This window comes from Microbacterium sp. E-13, assembly GCF_049912955.1.
GTDB lineage: Bacteria > Actinomycetota > Actinomycetes > Actinomycetales > Microbacteriaceae > Microbacterium.
Genome location: NZ_CP183973.1, coordinates 3,537,937 through 3,554,501 on the forward strand (window position 1 = coordinate 3,537,937; position 16,565 = coordinate 3,554,501).

Sequence of the window (16,565 nt, forward strand, 5' to 3'; positions counted from 1 at the left end):
TCTTTCAGGATTTGGCACTGGGACTGCGCCGCGAAGAGGTGTAGTATCACTGGAACAGCAAACGATTGCAGTCAAGCGGAGCCAGCGCACTCGGTTGCAACCACGTAAGGAGAATCAAGTGAGCAGTGCAGTTCAGGAAGCCCCGACCATGGACGCCTTTTTCGGTGCTCCCGGTCCCGACCCGGAGATTGTGGCAAAGGCGCGGGCCCTGCAGCCGCTCATCCGAGAGTTCGCCGCACAGGGGGAAGCAGACCGTCGAGTCGCCGATGAGGTCATCACGGCGATGAAGGATGCAGGTCTCCTCCACATCTCGATCCCGCGCCGCTGGGGAGGATATGGAGCGAACTTCCGCACCTTCATCGACACCGTCGCTGAAGTCGCGCGCGCCGACGGCGCAACGGGCTGGGTCTCGGCCCTGCTCAATTCGTCGACGTGGTTCGTAACTCTCTTCTCCGACCAGGCACAGGAAGACGTGTTCGGCGCGAACCCGCGGGCGTGCGTGTCGGCAGTCCTGTCGCCCGGTGGCCCCTTCGTGCAGGCCAACTCGACCAAGTCCTTCGAGCGGGTCGAGGGCGGCATCCGCGTGTCTGGGCAGTGGGGCTACGGCACCGGCTCGCTCCACGCCGACTGGTCCATCGTCCCCGTGAAGACCGACGAGGATGAGAACGGACTTCCCATCAACTCCCTCGTCCTGATCCCGAAGGCCGACCTGGAGATTCAGGACACCTGGTATGTCGCAGGCATGCGCGCGACCGGCTCCAACACGCTTGTGGCGACCGATGTCTTCATTCCCGATCACCGGATCGTCGCGATCGGCGACCTCGCCGGCGAGAAGTATGCGCGCGAGTGGGCCGAGGAGGACAATTACCACGCTTCGTTCGTGCCGGTGGCGGAGATCATCCTCAGCTCGGCTCAGATCGGCATGGCGCGTGGCGCCATCGACCTGACCCTCGCCAACGGTGCGGAGAAGTCGGTGACCTACACCGTGTTCAAGCATGCGAAGGAATCCGTCGTGCATCAGATCGAGCTCGCCAAGGCCCAGTCCGAGGTCGACCAGGCGCACTTCCTGGCCGCTCGCACGTGCGCTGCGATCGACTCGGCGGCACGCGACCGCCGGCCCATGACGCTCCAGGAGCGCGCCCGCGCACGGATGGACAACGGTCAGGCCGCGGCCCTGTCCCGCAAGGCCATCAACCGCTGCCTGAGCATCAACGGGGCGTTCAGCTTCGCCGAGATCAACCCGCTCCAGCGATTCTGGCGCAACAGCGAGACGGCTAGCCGTCACGCGCTCGTGCACCCGGAGCTCGGAGCAGAGGTCTACGGCAAGGTGCTCTTCGGCATCGAGGACCCGGTTCAGCCGTTCTGACCCTATTTAGGCAGCTCAGCCGCTGATGTGGAAGCGCCCACTGTCCCTGTTGACGGTGGGCGCTTCTACACACTTGTGCCGGTCCGGCCTCGGACAGGTGCCGGTCCCCTCGAAGCGCACGCGTGGGTTACCCGCCGCGCACTTCCGCTCGTCTCAGCAGAGGAGGACACGTGGGCACGCCCGCGCCTGAAGGCGATGCCGCAAACGTACTCCGTCCGCTTCAGGCCGAGGGCTCATCCACCGTCCGAAGTCGGACGCGGAGGTGCGTGAGACCGCCGTCCACGTCGAGTGCGGTCCCTGTCGTGGAGCGAAGGTGCGGAAGAGTAACGGGTACGTCGCGACGCGGACCGCCGAGAGGTCGTCGAGGATCAACGGGCCCTCGCTGCGCAGGTGCCGACAGTCAGCCTCCCGGCAATTGAGCAAGAGATTGTCATACGCGCGCCTGTTGCTCCCGGAGACGTCGAGACGGAGACTGAGGTGGAATCGCACGACAGGCGGATCACCAAGCATTCCTCGACGCGAGGTTGCCGGAGACACCCACGTGGGAAGGGGTTCGGGACATGTCGTACGCTCAGGTTCTGCGGACGTACATGGATGCGCTTGGTCGGAGTGACTATGTCACCATTGCGCGGCTGTTCGCCGCGGATGGGAAGGTGCGCTCTCCGTTCTTGGGCGAGATGGCGGCCCGACCGTTCTTCGACCGCCTTGCGGAGGCATCTGAAGCGAACGTGATCACGCCGATCGACATCTTCCTCAGCGAGAGCGGAGCGCCCGACGCGGTTGCATATTTCCAGTACGACTGGACAGTGAAGGACGGATCCCTGATCACCTTCAAGGTCATGGATCTCTTCCGATTTGCCCCGGACAGTGACCAGATCACGTACCTCGACATCATCTATGACACGCACCCCATTCGCGACTCGCATGGAAACAAGTACGAGTCACCACTGTGAAATGGATGGCGCACCGTCCCCGGGTCACGCGTCGGGCTCCGCGCCGTACTTGCTCAACAGATGTGGCCGGCCGCTGGAGGGTGACCTGTGCGCGCATCACGCCCCTCCCGACACGGTGTTATGGTCGTCAACCCGGACTACGCCCACCACCTCGCGTATGCCTAGGAGGACGCAGGTGTCGGGAACTGCCGAACAAAGCAACATGCGCTCGCTCAAGCGCGCCATCGACGTTCTCGAAGTGCTCGACAACAGCCGGAACTCCCCCGCTCGTCACCGCTGAGGGCGGCGAGGTGACGAATGAAGGCCTGCCGGTCCGCGGTCGGTGTGGTGATCAGGGTGCGGATCGTGTCGGCCAGTTCGGCGAGCTTGCTGTCGGGCAGGCTGGCGAGGGCTCGAGGCACCAGGCGAGGTCTTCGTCGATGGTCCAGCCAGGCTCGTCGGTCGGTTTGAGCCCGCGCAAACCCAGGGAGCCGCCGAACCTGCGGGTCCGACGTCGCGCCGCGTCCACGAATCAATGTGTGGGCAAAGTGTGGGCACGGCGTTGCAGAACGAGCCAGCAGGGCCCAAAGTGCCGCGGAAATCAACGCGCGAGTGAAGGGAACCTGGCGGAGACGGAGGGATTTGAACCCGGACCCCACGCGGAGGCTCGGGGGCGTTCAGTGGCGTTTCCCTTGATATGCCGGGGTTCCAAGCTGTGTTCGTGGAGGTTCAGAAGTAATCGCAGGGGTTCAGGTTTACGCGGTTCTTACGCACGTGCGTCGCTCCGCGCGGCGGTGACGGTGTCCTACGCCTAATGCTGCCCGTCGCGCCCGGCTTTGTTGCCCTGTGATCAATTCTCTCGGAACACCGCGGCGGTTATCGCACCGACCTCGGCGGACGCCCAGGGCAGGGTGATGTCCCCTGTGGTGGTGGAGATTTCGACGGGGTTGCCGGCGTCGTAGACGTTGGTGAGCCATCGTGCGATGGTCAGTGAGAACTGTCTAGGAATCTCAACGTAAGGACACACAAACGCACGATGGCTCTTGACCAGTCTGCCCTCCTCGAACTGCTCGGGGAACGGAAACTCACCGACGTCAGCGACCGGATCCGGGTCGCGACCGAAACGCTCTACCAGGAGCTGATCGACGCGGAAGCTGCCGCGTTCATCGGCGCCGCCCCGTTCGAACGGTCACCGGACCGGACCACGCAACGCAACGGCACCGGCCCGAAGACCGTCTCGACGACAGCCGGGGATCTGGAGTTGCGGATCCCGAAACTGCCACCGGGTCGTTCTTCCCGTCGCTGCTGGAACGCCGCCGCCGCCGAGTCGATCAGGCCCTGTTCGCGGTCGTGATGGAGGCCTACGTCCACGGAGTGAGCACCCGCAAGGTCGACGACCTGGTGAAGGCACCGGTGCGCCGGCATCCTGAAGCGCCTTCCGCCAGCCCTGCGTGCGACCGCTGCGCACGCGCGTGCTCGGGATAGCCAGATGATGCACCGTGCGATGCCCCAGAGACAGGAGGTACTCGGTAGCGAGGCGCCCGCCTTCGGCGTCGTCGAGGAAGGCGTGGGGGCGACTGCCTCGTCGGCGGCGCGCACCCGCCGCAGCCACTACGGGCAAGGACTCTGGGAACGCCTCCAGGGTGCTCACCCCCACCGAGTCGAACTCGATGACGATCGCTCCGACGAGCGGCTGTCCCATCACGAGGTCGACAGTGCGACTGATCTCCGCAGGGCTGTCGGTCTCGACCACCGCGATGTTCACCACCATGCCCACTGCGCGCGCTGCCTCCTCGATCCCGTGGAGGGTCGCTGCATAGCCGAATCGAAAGGTGTTGCGTGCGAGCACGGCCACAGTGGAGCGGCGGCCACTCACCAACGCTTGCGCGGCTGCGTTGGGCCGGTAGCCGAGTTCGGCGACGGCATCCAAGACGCGCGCGCGCAGAGCGGTGCTCACCGGCGTCCTTCCGTGAGCACCCGAGAGACCGTCGAGACGCTCACGCCAGCAAGATCGGCGACATCGGACAGCACCGGCAACGCCGAGCCCCCTCGGGACCCTCCCGCACCGACGACCATCCTGGAAGAGTACCGCGATCATGACTAACGACGGTCAAGGTACACGAGCGCTCCCTGCTTCATCGATCTCGACGGGCGACGCGCTCAAGGCCGGTAGGCGAAGTCCGTCGTTGCGGACTTCGACCTCGATGGTTCCCGCCGGGACGACGCGGGCATCGGCCCTGGCGGATGGCCCCCCCGGTCTCGGATTCACACAGACTGCGCAGGGCACTCTTGGGCTACCGGCGGTGCTCGCGCGAGTCTGGAGCTCAGGCGCCGGGCGAAGGTCGCACGCGGAGGTGCGTGACACCACCGTCCACGTCGAGGGCGATGCCGGTCGTCGAGCCCGATGCAGGCGACGCAAGGTAGAGGATCGCGTCCGCGACCTCTTCCGGCGTCACCATCCGGCCCGTCGCCTGGCGCGCGTCGAGCGCACGCCGCTCCGCTTCGGGGTCGTCGAACCCGCGGAGCATGTTGGCGACGAACGGAGTGTCGACGGTGCCGGGTCGCACGCAATTCACCCGGATCCCCTCACCGACGTGATCCGCCGCCATCGCGAAGGTGAGCGACATCACCGCCCCTTTCGATGCGCTGTACAGTGCTCGGCGCGGTAGTCCGTTCATCGCGGCGATCGAGCTGACGTTGACGACCGCGGCATGGTGGGAGAGCCGCAGCCACGGCAGCGCCGCGGCGGTCATGCGCGCGATGCCGGTGACGTTGACATCGAGCACACGCGTCCAGTTGTCATCGTCCGACTCCTCGACGGTGCCGACGGCGCTGACGCCGGCATTGTTGATGAGGATGTCGATGCCGCCGAAGTCGTGGGCGACGCGGCGCACCGCATCCTCGACCGAGGCGCGGTCACGCAGATCCGCGCGGTAGCCGCGCAGCGGTGGCTCCACGTGTGAGTTCGTGTCGAGGACAGCGACAGTCGCCCCGCGCTGGACAAGGCGAAGCGCGGTCGCGAGCCCGATGCCCGACGCACCTCCCGTGACGACCGCGACGAGTCCCTCGAACTCGCCGCTCACGCGTCGACCAGTCTCTGGCGCGCGGTTCCGAGGCCTTCGATCTCGAGCTCCATCACATCACCCGCGCGCAGATAGCACTGATCGGCCATCCCGAGCGCGACCCCCGCCGGGGTACCCGTATTGATGACGTCGCCGGGCTGGAGAACCATGAAGTGACTGAGGTATCGGATGATCTCGGCGACCGTGAACACCATGTTCGACGTGTTGCCGTGCTGCCGCGCGTCGCCGTTCACCGCGAGGCGGAGGGCGAGCCGCTGTGGATCGGGGATGTCGCTCGCCGGCACCAACCACGGGCCGAGGGGATTGAAGGTCTCGCAGCTCTTGCCCTTGTCCCATTGACCGCCGCGCTCGAGCTGGAATTCGCGCTCGGAGACGTCGTTCGAGATCGCGTACCCGGCGACGTAGGCGAGAGCATCGTCTGCGTCGTCGAGGTAACGCGCCGGGCGCCCGATGACCACGGCGAGCTCGACCTCCCAGTCCGTCTTCACCGAGCCACGCGGGATGCGCACGTCGTCGTACGGACCGACGACGGTGCCGGGATCCTTGAGGAAGACCACGGGCTCGGCGGGAATCGCTGCCCCGGTCTCCGTCGCGTGGTCGCGATAGTTGAGCCCGATGCAGACGACTTTGCCCGGTCGCGCGAGCGGCGCGCCGACTCGCAGCTCCTCCACGTTCTCGAGCTTCTGCAGGCTCCCCGAAGCGATCTCATCTCTGACGCGATCGATGCCCCCCGAGGCGAGGAAACTTCCGTCGATGTCGTCGGTGACCGGCCGCAGGTCGAACGCTCCGTTCTCGGTGAGCGCTACCGGGATCTCGGCTCCCGCATCACCCAGTCTTGCCAGCTTCACTTCATTCCCTTCTCGAGTCCGCGTATCAACGCGCCTCAGTCCTGATGCCAGATCTCGTGGGTCCAAGACGGCACGCCATCGCGAAAGCCCGGATGCTCATTCCTGGTACCGCCCGCCGTCGAATGGTCGTCGTTCCACTGCGAGCGCGCGTAAGTGAACTGACGCAACGTGACCCACCCACAGACCTCCGGAAGATCCTGTTCCCGGTCGTTGACCCAGACCGAGACCGAGATTCTGTTACCGCGATAGCCCAACATTCCCGTCCGGTGACTGGACCCAAGAGGGAGGAACCGTTCGCCGTCCACCGAGTAGGAGAACGACGCGAAGGATCGGAGATCGTAGCTGACACGCAGCCAGAGGGAAGCCGCTCCCGAGACGATCGGCCCTTCCTCGGCACGGAGCTCGGCCTCGCCATAAATGATCTGGATGCCGTACCCGTCGGCCGAGCGTCGCACCTGAATGGCGGAGTACGGCGACCCCAGATTGCCGAGGTTCACGATGGTGCCCGGGGCGGCGTCGCCCGTGTCGATGTGCAGCGTGACCTGGCCCGGCCCGGCGAGCATGCGTTGCGTCAGCAGATTCCTCACGCTGCGCGGATCCCCGGCTGTTCGCGGGGGCATCGCCGCCAACCGGAGCCCGGTCGTGGTCGCCTCCCAAGAGCCCGGAGCTGGCTGATATACCCACTCCCACTGCGGCCCGAGCGCGCGAGAGACGAACGCGTCATTCACGCCGAGAATCGTGCTCGTCGAGCTGCCCGCAGAGGGCGCTCTCGGTGGCAAGGAGGCGATCGGCCATCCGTCTTCCCAGCTCACCGGGAGGACGCTCACAGGACGGCCCTCCGGGTAGCCCATCCTCCCGTGGTGCGTCACGAAGACCCAATCACCCTCGACACTCTGCAAGAGGGATCCCTGGTTGGGCTCCCTATGGCGATCGGTGGCATCACTGACAAGCAGGTCACGCTTCTCCCACGGCCCGTCCATCGTGGGCGCTCGCATGATCACCGCCACCCGGTTGCCAGGTGAACGAACCTCGTTGTGCAGCACGTAGTATCGCCCGTCGAAGTTGTACGCCTTGTTGCCCTCACTGGACCATGTGTCGTCGAGGATTCGCAGTCGGTCCGGCTGAACCTCGAGGCCATCCCACGACAGGGGCATGACGTACGTCTTCCACCCGCCATCTGTCGGATATCCGGGACGGCTGAGCACCAGCCAGCCCTCACCGTCCTCTGACCAGATCGGGCATGGATCGTCCCAGAACGGCTCGTCCCAGATCAGCGCTGGCCGAGTCCACGGCCCGGCCGGGTGGGGTGCCGTGACGACGAAGAGGCCCTCTTCGAAAGTCGTGAAGTAGACGAAGTACTTGCCGTCATGCTCACGGATCGACCCCGCGAACATGCCGCCGCTCCCCCGCGACATCGTCTCGCCGGCGTACGCCTGCCCGAACGCGGTGATGTCGTCGACGCAGTGCCCCGCGTACTGCCACGAGCGGAGGTCATCGGAGCGAAGAATGGCCATACCCGGCGAGTAGTGGAACGTCGAAGTGATCAGCCAATAGAAGCCCTCGGCAAAAATGACGTCGGGGTCGGCGAAGTCCCCATCGAGGACGACGTGGCCCCACCTGTCCTCGCGCGGCGAGACACGTGTCATCTCCTCTGACGTGACCGCTCGCGGGTGATCGGTGATGAACGCTTGATGGTCGTGGTCCGGCATCCGTTCCTCCCTAGGACTCTGAGTGAGGTTTCAACCGATAGATGCGCTGCGCATTGGCCCCGAGCACGAGTGCGAGGTCGCGCTGATCCAAGGCGCGTTCCAGAACAGTGCGCAATGACGTCCAGACGCGGGAGTATCCACCCGCGAGCGACGACACGGGCCAATCCCCGCCGTACATGAGACGTTCGGGCCTGAAGATCTCCAGCGCTGCGTCGACGGCTCGCTCGAGATCAGCATCCGTCCATCCGTCAAGCGGACCGGTGCTCGCGTACAGCCCCGAGATCTTCGCGACGACCCTGGGGTTTGCGGCCGCAGCCGCCAAGCGCGTGACCCAGGCATCGTGAGCGGCGCCGTCGCGACCGATCGGAGGTTTCCCGAGGTGATCGATCACGATGGTCAACTCGGGATGCTTCTCACCGATGTGAACGAGGTGTCGCAGCGCGTCGGGGCTCGATGTCACGTAGTCGAAGGGCAGGTGACAATCGGCGAGAAGCGCAAGTCCCGCATCGAACCCCGGGCGCACCACCCAATCCGGGTCGGCCCTGTCGTGGACGAGATTGCGTACGCCGACGATCCGCGGGTCCGCGCGGAGATCGGCGATGCGCGAAGCCGCAGCGGCCGGGTCTTCCAGCGGGGCCCAGCCGACCACGCCGAGCACCCTGGGCTGCGCGTCAGCGGTCGCGAGCATATTGGCGGTGTCGGCGGCGTTGTCCGCGGATTGCACGAGTACTACCCCGTCGATCGCATACCGGGCGAGCGTCGGCTCGATCTCCTCGAAGTCGACATCCCGATCGATCTGCGGTGATTGGCCGGCGAGCCAGTCGTATCGCGCACGGCCTCGGTCCCACACGTGCATGTGGCTGTCGATGATCATCGGTCACTACTCCCATTGCTCGCGCCGCGCGCGCCGATTCGATGCACCGTTCGTACACTGAGGGAATGGCCATCCCCGACACGAGCCGTTCGCAGACGGATGTCGTCATCCAGGGCATCAAGGCGATGATCGTCGATGGTAGCCTTTCGGCCGGCTCGCGCCTTCCCATCGAGAAGGAACTCGCCGCAGCACTCGGCGTATCGCGCGGACCGCTCCGCGAAGGTGTGCGCGCGCTCGTGATCCTGGGCGTCCTCGAAACCCGCCAAGGCGACGGAACGTACGTGACGTCGTTGGACCCCTCCGTGCTCATGAGTTCGCTGGCGTTCCTGGCCGACCTGCGCGATCCCTCCACGAGCGGGCAGCTGCTGCAGGTGCGCCGACTCCTCGAGGTCGAGAGCGCTGCTCTGGCTGCGACGCGAATCGACGAGCCCGGATTGTCCGAGCTCGACGCCATCCTCGACCGGATGGACCTGCTTGGCGCCGATCTCGAGGGGATGGACGTCGAGGCCTTCATCGACGGCGACTCGGCCTTCCACGCCCGCATCGCCCAGGCGTCGGGGAATCCGACGCTCGCCGCGCTCGTAGGCTCGCTCGTCGGACGCACCATGCGCATCCGGATCGGACGCGCTGTCCAGGAGCAGGGCTCTGTTGCCACGACGCAGGCCGAGCACCGTGCCATCGTCGATCAGCTGCGTGCGGGAAGTCCCGACGGCGCCCGCATCAGGATGGCGGCCCACATCCTGGGCGTCGAACAGTTCGCGACCGGTCATCCGACCGAGAGCCGTTCGGCACGAGTCGACGACCAGTAGCCGCCGAAGGGGAAGTCCCACTCCGCCACCGACGCCTCGAACATCTGAGCGCTGTATCCCGGCCGCGAAGGCAGGACGTAGTGGCCGTTCTCGACGACGCACGGGTCGACGAAGTGCTCATGCAGGTGATCGACGAACTCGGTCACCCGGTTCTCCAATGTGCCGGACACGGCCACGTAGTCGAAGATCGACAAGTGCTGGACGAGCTCGCAGAGCCCCACCCCTCCCGCATGCGGGCACACCGGCACGTCGAACTTCTTCGCCATGAGATACACGGCGAGGATCTCATTGACGCTCGCCAGACGGGCCGAGTCGAGCTGACAGAAGTCGATGGCCTCCGCCTGGAACATCTGCTTGAACAGCACCCGGTTCATGCCGTGCTCGCCAGTCGCCACGCCGATCGGCGCCACTGCCCTGCGCACCGCCGCGTGGCCGAGCACGTCGTCGGGGCTCGTCGGCTCCTCGATCCACAGCGGCTTGAACTCCGCCAGAGCCTTCACCCATTCGATCGCCTGAGGCACGTCCCACACCTGGTTCGCGTCGATCATCAGGTGCGTGTCCCACCCGATGACCTCCCGCGCGATGCGGAGACGACGAATGTCGTCCTGCAGGTCGGCGCCCACCTTGAGCTTCAGGTGGCGATACCCTGCGTCGACGGCCTCCTGCAGCAATCGGCGTAGTTTGTCGTCGCTGTAGCCCAGCCAGCCGGCGCTCGTCGTGTAGCACGGGTACCCGCCGCGTGCCTCGAGCGCCGCGATCCGCTCGGCCCGCGTCGGAGTCATCTCGGTGAGGATCGCGATGGCCTCGTCCCGGGTCAGGGCGTCGGAGAGATAACGAAGGTCCGCAGCGTCGGCCAGCTGTTCGGGAGTCATGTCGGCGAGGAGGCGCCACAAGGGCTTGCCGGCTCGACGAGCAGCGAGATCCCACATGGCGTTCATCGCCGCAGCCATCCCGAGATGAACCACGCCCTTCTCCGGACCCAGCCAGCGCAGCTGCGAGTCGCCCGCGAGACGGCGATACACCCCGCCGAGGTCGTCGACCGCTTCGTCGACATCGAGCCCGATGAGAGGGAGGGCACGCTGGCGCGCCGCCTCCACCGCGAGGTCATTGCCGCGACCGATCGTGAAGGTGAAGCCGTATCCGGCCAGTCCCGGCTCGTCGGTCTCCAGGACGACGTACGCGGCTGAGTAGTCGCCGTCTTTGTTCATCGCGTCGGAGCCGTCCATGCTGAGGGACGTAGGGAAGCGAACGTCGTGGACGCGCACGGAGGTGATGGTCGTCATAGCGATGCCTCTTCGGTCGAGATCGTGGTGGACTGTGTGGCGAGTTCGATCGGGATCACGTCGGCGTCGGCGAGCGCAGACCAGAGTCCCGGGTCGATCGCAGCGTGAAGCCGCTCGATATTGCTGCGCACGTGGGATGCCGTCCTCATTCCGATCACGACGGAGGAGATCGCCGGGTGCCGAAGCGGAAACTGGGCAGCGACCGTCGGAAGGTCTGTCCCGTAACGCGCACAGATCGCCGCGATCTCGCGCACTCGCTCGATGATCGGGCGGGGCGCAGGACCGTAGTCGTAGGACGCGTCGTCGGAAACCACCGCGCTGCTGAGCAGCCCGGAGTTGTAGACACCGGCGGCGACCACGCCGGTTCCGCGCTCGAGGGCGAGCGGCAGAAGGTCGTCGAGCGCAGTCTGCTCGTACAAGGTGAACCGACCTGCGAGCATCACCACGTCGATCGGCAGCTCTCGAATGAAGTCGGCGATCATCGCAGATTGATTCATGCCGGCGCCGACGGCCCGCACGACTCCTTGGTCGCGAAGTTCGATGAGGGCGGGCAACGCCTCATCGAGCGCCTGGCTCGGCCGAGCGTCGGGATCGTGCAGGTAGGCGATGTCGACCCTGTCGAGCCCGAGGCGCGTCAGGCTCTCGTCGATCGAGCGGCGGATGCCGTCGCGGCTCAGGTCCCAGTGACGTCGCTTCGTGCCGGAGACGACGAACCCTTCGTCGTCCAGTCGTCGGACACCTCCCGGGTCGTCCACGATGAGTCGGCCGACTTTGGTCGAGAGGATGTAGTCGTCTCGCCGACGATCCGCCAGAGCCGCGCCTAGGCGGGACTCGGAGAGCCCGAGGCCATAGTGCGGGGCGGTGTCGAAGTACCGGATGCCTCCATCCCACGCTGCATCCACGGCCGCCCGTGCCTCGTCATCCGTAGTCTCCCGCCCCAGATTGCCCAGCTGCGCCGCCCCGAAACCAAGCCGACCCAGCGACATCGCCGGCCACGTCGAATGCGGGATGGCCATCACCCGATCTCCTCACGTCAGACAGCCCCGACGTGGGGACCTGGCCCGGCACGAGGTTAAGTCATATGAATAAGCGCCTTCACGGCTCGCTACACCTCACAATACAACAAAAATAGCCAATACATCTGACTACTGGGATCGCTCCTCCTGGCTCCGGCACGTCAGACATTCGATCGGTGCAGTCCATCGATTCCGAGGCCGCTGAGCTCCCCGAGGAAACGGCCGAGGGCCACCCGGTCAACCCATCTCACCCTGCATTCTTCCCAACACGACGCCAAGCGAAGCCGGCTGCTCCCCACAACAGGTAGCCTGTTCACGTCAACAAAGGCAACGGACCCATCGGGAAGGTGTATTGCAGATGCCGGCGGAGCGGTCTCGATCGGTCTCCATGCGCGATGTGGCCGAGTTCGCGGGCGTCTCGGGTCAGACCGTCTCACGCGTGGCCAACAACATGGGAAACGTCGCCGAGCGGACACGCCGACGCGTCGAACTGGCGATGGTGGAGCTCGGATACCGCCCGAACATCGCTGCCAGGGCGCTTCGAAGCGGCGAGTTCCGCTCGATCGCGGTCGTCGCATTCGGGCTCGAGACCCTCGGCAACATTCGAACCGTGAGCGCGATCGCCGACGAAGCCGCGCGGAGGAACTACGCGGTCGAACTGATCTCGGTGCAGCACACCCCCGACGAACCAAGCGCCGCCGACTTCTCCTGGGCCATGCGAAGGCTCGGGCAGGACGCCGTCGATGGCATCATCCTCATCTTGGAGACCAGCAAGTCGGCAACGGCCGCCCTTGAGCTTCCCCCCGGGGTTCCCGCCGTGATCGTCGATGCGGGGGCCGCTTTCGAGCACCCGTCGGTCGACGCGAATCAGGAGCAAGGCGCCCGACTCGCCGTCGATCACCTCCTGAGCCTCGGGCATCCGACCGTCTGGCACATCGGCGGCCCGACTGTCTCGAACGCCGCCGCGGCGCGCGCGAAGGCCTGGCGCTCTCGCCTCGAAGAGGCCGGCCTCCCCCTCCCTGACATGGTGAGCGGCGATTGGACGCCGGAGTCGGGCTATGCGGCCGGCCTTGAACTCGCCTCTCGCGGCGATGTGACGGCTGTCTTCGCCGCCAACGACCAGATGGCACTCGGCGCGCTCCGCGCGTTCCACGAACGCGGGGTGGGCGTGCCCGCAGACATCAGCGTGGTCGGCTTTGACGACATGGCGGAGTCGGCGCAATTCTGGCCCCCGCTCACGACGGTGCGGCAGAACTTCGAGACTGCGGGCGCGACCGCTGTGTTGTTGCTCGTCGACCAGATCGAGAAGCGCGAGGTGGCGGCTGGAAGGCGCGTGATCGACACGGACCTCGTGGTTCGAGCCTCGACCGGCCCGTTCCGCGAGCGCCACGCCTCCTGAGCTGCGGCGTTGTCGCGAACCGGCGGATAGATATAATGAATCGTCCGTCTGATCAACCTCGGCGCGCGTCTGATAGGCATAATCCGCGCTATTCATTTGATCTTTCGTGTGCCGTCCGTGGCCGTAGAGAAAGTTGAACCCGATGACCGGAGCACTCCCGCCGCTCGACCCGACGTCCCTGCCGGAACCCGTCGACGTGTCGGACAATTCCGCGGCGCTCGCAGCTGTGCACGCAGTGATCGATGCCGGGCCGTATTCGGCGACATGGGAGTCGCTTCGCGAATACGAGCCGCCCCGCTGGTACGTCGATGCCAAACTCGGCATCTTCATCCACTGGGGGGTCTACTCCGTTCCCGCGTTCCGTAACGAGTGGTACTCGCGGAACATGTACCTCGAGAACGCACCCGAGTTCACCCACCACCGTGAGACGTTCGGGGAGCACCGCGAGTTCGGGTACAAGGATTTCGTCCCTCACTTCACGATGCACGACTTCGATCCCGACCAATGGGCGGCTCTCTTCAAGCGCGCCGGAGCACAGTTCGTCGTGCCTGTGGCTGAACATCACGACGGCTTCGCCATGTACGACACCCAGCGTTCACGCTGGAACGCTGCGGTGATAGGGCCTCGCCGAGACGTCTTCGGTGACCTCGCGACGGCTGTGGACCGAGCATGGATGGTGCCCGGCGCATCGTCGCACCGAGCAGAGCACTGGTTCTTCATGAACGGAGGCTCACGGTTCGACTCGGACGTGCGCGATCCGGCCTACGACGACTTCTATGGGCCCGCCCAGCGCGAAGAGTTGGCGCCGAACGAGAGATTCCTCGAAGACTGGCTGCTTCGCACGGTGGAGATCATCGACAACTACCGGCCGCAGGTGTTCTGGTTCGACTGGTGGATCGAGCAGCCCGCGTTCGAGCCATACCTGCGCCTGCTGGCTGCGTACTACTACAACCGCGCCGCCGAATGGGGTCGCGGCGTCGCCATAAACTACAAGTGGAATGCGTTCGCGGAGGGCAGCGCGGTCTACGACATCGAGCGCGGGACGATGGGGGGAATCCGCCCGCATGTCTGGCAGAACGATACGGCCGTCTCGAAGAACTCCTGGAGCTGGATCGACGGACACGAATATAAGTCGGTCGACACCCTCATCGCCGAACTCGCGGACACGGTGTCGAAGAACGGCCTGCTCCTGCTGAACATCGGTCCCAAGCCGGATGGGACGATTCCGGATGCTGAGAGACTCGTCCTCGAAGCGCTCGGAGACTGGCTTACCCGCAACGGCGAGTCGATCTACGGCACACGGCCCTGGCGGATCGCGCAGGAAGGACCGACGCAGCCGGTGGTCGGATCCTTCGTGGACGCGGATTCCCCCGCGTACGTCTCTTCGGACATCCGTTTCACCACTCGGCATGACGTGACCGGCGACTACGTGTACGCGATCCTCCTCGCTGAGCCCGACGACTCAGTTGCGCGGATCCGTTCCTTCGGCACGGGTGCCGGCCTGCTGGACCGCGGCGTGCGCGAGGTCAGTGTTCTCGGCGCCACCGGTCCGGTGACGTGGGAGCAGACGGTGTCCGAACTGCGTGTGACCCTGGCGCCGCACCTTCGCGAGGCCGGAGCCCCCGTCGTCAAGCTGTTCCTCGAGGAACCGGTCGTGCCGCCGCGACAGGACTTCCTCCACGGCTGAGCCAGTTGAGGTGCCCTCGCCTCGAAATGCTCTGGCGCGGGTGAGCGAGATCGCTGTCCACGACACGGCGGGTAGACTCACCGTGAGCACGCCATCCTTGAGAGATGCGGTCTGGTTGGCCTGCATGGTGACGCGATCGGGGTCGTCGCGGGTGTTCGCGGCATCCTGATCCTCGTCGGCAAGCGTGAGGCACTCGGTCACGACGACGTCGCCGAGGGTGCCGAGATCAACGCTCACGGCAGTCGCTTCGGTGAGATGGCGGTTCGTGACGAACAGCGCCGCACTGCCGTCGTTGGCCAGCGTGGCGACCGCGTCGATGACGGGCACGTCGCCGTACACCTCGGTCGCAACTGTCCCGGACTCGATCTCGAGGCGGAGGACGGTGCCTCGAGCCAGGCGTGCCGTGAGGGCGAAGGGGAAGAACGTCGTCTGACGCCATGCCGCACCACCCGGCTCGGTCATGATCGGCGCGATGACGTTCACCAGCTGCGCGAGGCTCGCCGCCTTCACCCGGTCGGCGTGCTTGAGCAGCGAGACCAGCAGGCCGCCGAAGACGACGGCATCCGTCACCGAATACACGTCCTCGAGCAGCCGAGGCGCAATCGGCCACGTCTCTATGTCGGTGATGCGCTCTTCGTTCTCCCAGCGCTCTGCGTACCAGATGTTCCACTCGTCGAAAGAGATATCGATCGTCTTGTCGCTGCGCAGCAGCGATTTCACATGATCCGCGGTGGCAACGATGGCCTCGATGAAGCCATCCATATCGACGGCCGACGCGAGGAAGCTCGCCCTGTCCCCGTCGGTCTCGCGGTAGTACGCATGGCACGAGATGAATTCCACGTCCTCATACGTGTGCTCCAGCACCTCGCGCTCCCACGCGCCGAACGTCGGCATGCCCGAATTCGAGCTGCCGCACACCACGAGCTGAACCGACGGGTCGAGCTGACGCATCGCCTTGGCCGTCATGCTCGCGATCTTGCCGTAGTCCGAGGCGCTCCGGTGCCCAAGTTGCCACGAGCCATCCATCTCGTTGCCCAGACACCACATCCGGATCGCGAACGGCTCATCCGCGCCATTCGTGCGACGCTGCTCCGACAGGGTCGAACCCTCCCGGACGTTGCTGTACTCCAAGAGGTCGAGTGCCTCCGCAACGCCGCGGGTTCCCAGGTTGACAGCGAGCATCAGCTCAACCTCCGCCTTGGCCGCCCAGTCCGCGAACTCGTGGAGGCCCACCTCGTTCGTCTCGAGGGAATGCCACGCCAGGTCGAGTCTGCGCGGCCGATCCTCCCGGGGACCGACGCCGTCCTCCCACTTATAACCGGAGACGAAGTTGCCGCCGGGGTACCGCACGATCGTCACACCGAGCTCCTTCACGAGCGCGAGCACATCCCGACGGAAGCCCTCCCCATCGGCCTCGGGATGTCCCGGCTCGTAGATCCCGTCGTAGACGCACCGCCCCAGATGCTCGACGAATGAGCCGAACAACCTCCGGTCGATGGGCGCGACAGGGAAACGGGGGTCCAGCACGATTCGTGCGTCAGTCATTCATTCTCCATCCT

Annotated in this window: 12 protein-coding genes and 3 pseudogenes; 6 read left to right on the top strand and 9 right to left on the bottom strand. The window is 65.7% G+C overall.

All coding sequences use genetic code 11. The features are described 5' to 3' along the window. Window positions 1-118 precede the first annotated feature (118 nt). The 3 genes and pseudogenes from ACN9MP_RS16495 to ACN9MP_RS16505 all read left to right on the top strand — a co-directional run. A complete protein-coding gene (locus ACN9MP_RS16495; RefSeq protein WP_426321974.1) occupies window positions 119-1,366 on the top strand; it encodes an acyl-CoA dehydrogenase family protein in 1,248 nt (415 codons plus the stop codon). Window positions 1,367-1,926: 560 nt separating this feature from the next. Then, window positions 1,927-2,319 carry a nuclear transport factor 2 family protein gene (locus tag ACN9MP_RS16500; RefSeq protein ID WP_426321976.1) on the top strand — a complete coding sequence of 131 codons (393 nt, stop codon included), beginning with the start codon at window positions 1,927-1,929 and terminating at the stop codon, window positions 2,317-2,319. 1,015 nt (window positions 2,320-3,334) lie between these two features. Beyond that, window positions 3,335-3,708, top strand: a pseudogene (locus ACN9MP_RS16505) (transposase); the annotation flags it as partial. A gap of 55 nt (window positions 3,709-3,763) precedes the next feature. Here ACN9MP_RS16505 and ACN9MP_RS16510 read toward each other — a convergent pair. The 6 genes and pseudogenes from ACN9MP_RS16510 to ACN9MP_RS16535 form a co-directional block, all read right to left on the bottom strand. Continuing rightward, window positions 3,764-4,255: pseudogene (locus ACN9MP_RS16510) on the bottom strand (LacI family DNA-binding transcriptional regulator); the annotation flags it as partial. Next, complete coding sequence (locus tag ACN9MP_RS16515) at window positions 4,252-4,374, bottom strand: LacI family DNA-binding transcriptional regulator (protein WP_426321978.1); 123 nt, start codon at window positions 4,372-4,374, stop codon at window positions 4,252-4,254. The gene ACN9MP_RS16515 and the pseudogene ACN9MP_RS16510, both read right to left, overlap by 4 nt. 248 nt (window positions 4,375-4,622) lie before the next feature. Next, window positions 4,623-5,381 (bottom strand): SDR family NAD(P)-dependent oxidoreductase, encoded by a 759-nt coding sequence (locus tag ACN9MP_RS16520; RefSeq protein WP_426321980.1) that lies wholly within the window; start codon window positions 5,379-5,381, stop codon window positions 4,623-4,625. Then, window positions 5,378-6,229 carry a fumarylacetoacetate hydrolase family protein gene (locus ACN9MP_RS16525; RefSeq protein WP_426321982.1) on the bottom strand — a complete coding sequence of 284 codons (852 nt, stop codon included), beginning with the start codon at window positions 6,227-6,229 and terminating at the stop codon, window positions 5,378-5,380. Before ACN9MP_RS16525 ends, ACN9MP_RS16520 begins: the two co-directional genes overlap by 4 nt. Before the next feature lie 35 nt (window positions 6,230-6,264). Continuing rightward, complete coding sequence (locus ACN9MP_RS16530; RefSeq protein WP_426321984.1) at window positions 6,265-7,938, bottom strand: family 43 glycosylhydrolase; 1,674 nt, start codon at window positions 7,936-7,938, stop codon at window positions 6,265-6,267. Between the two features lie 10 nt (window positions 7,939-7,948). Beyond that, window positions 7,949-8,812 carry an amidohydrolase family protein gene (locus tag ACN9MP_RS16535; RefSeq protein WP_426321986.1) on the bottom strand — a complete coding sequence of 288 codons (864 nt, stop codon included), beginning with the start codon at window positions 8,810-8,812 and terminating at the stop codon, window positions 7,949-7,951. Window positions 8,813-8,877: 65 nt separating this feature from the next. Between ACN9MP_RS16535 and ACN9MP_RS16540 the strand changes: the two genes are divergently transcribed. Then, window positions 8,878-9,621, top strand: coding sequence for a FadR/GntR family transcriptional regulator (locus ACN9MP_RS16540; protein WP_426321988.1), 744 nt, complete (start codon window positions 8,878-8,880; stop codon window positions 9,619-9,621). Here the strand turns inward: ACN9MP_RS16540 and ACN9MP_RS16545 are convergent. Continuing rightward, window positions 9,579-10,904 (bottom strand): L-fuconate dehydratase, encoded by a 1,326-nt coding sequence (locus ACN9MP_RS16545; protein WP_426321990.1) that lies wholly within the window; start codon window positions 10,902-10,904, stop codon window positions 9,579-9,581. The two genes, ACN9MP_RS16540 and ACN9MP_RS16545, sit on opposite strands and share 43 nt — an antisense overlap. Beyond that, a complete protein-coding gene (locus ACN9MP_RS16550; protein WP_426321992.1) occupies window positions 10,901-11,920 on the bottom strand; it encodes an aldo/keto reductase in 1,020 nt (339 codons plus the stop codon). Before ACN9MP_RS16550 ends, ACN9MP_RS16545 begins: the two co-directional genes overlap by 4 nt. A 388-nt stretch (window positions 11,921-12,308) precedes the next feature. On the opposite strand from ACN9MP_RS16550, the gene ACN9MP_RS16555 reads away from it, so the two are divergent. Together ACN9MP_RS16555 and ACN9MP_RS16560 are read left to right on the top strand one after the other, a co-directional pair. Beyond that, entirely contained in the window at window positions 12,309-13,319 is a 1,011-nt protein-coding gene (locus tag ACN9MP_RS16555) for a LacI family DNA-binding transcriptional regulator (RefSeq protein ID WP_426321994.1), read from the top strand. A 142-nt stretch (window positions 13,320-13,461) separates the two neighbouring features. Then, window positions 13,462-15,006, top strand: coding sequence for an alpha-L-fucosidase (locus ACN9MP_RS16560; RefSeq protein WP_426321996.1), 1,545 nt, complete (start codon window positions 13,462-13,464; stop codon window positions 15,004-15,006). Between the two features lie 42 nt (window positions 15,007-15,048). Here the strand turns inward: ACN9MP_RS16560 and ACN9MP_RS16565 are convergent. After that, window positions 15,049-16,551: pseudogene (locus ACN9MP_RS16565) on the bottom strand (alpha-N-arabinofuranosidase); the annotation flags it as partial. Window positions 16,552-16,565: the final 14 nt, after the last annotated feature.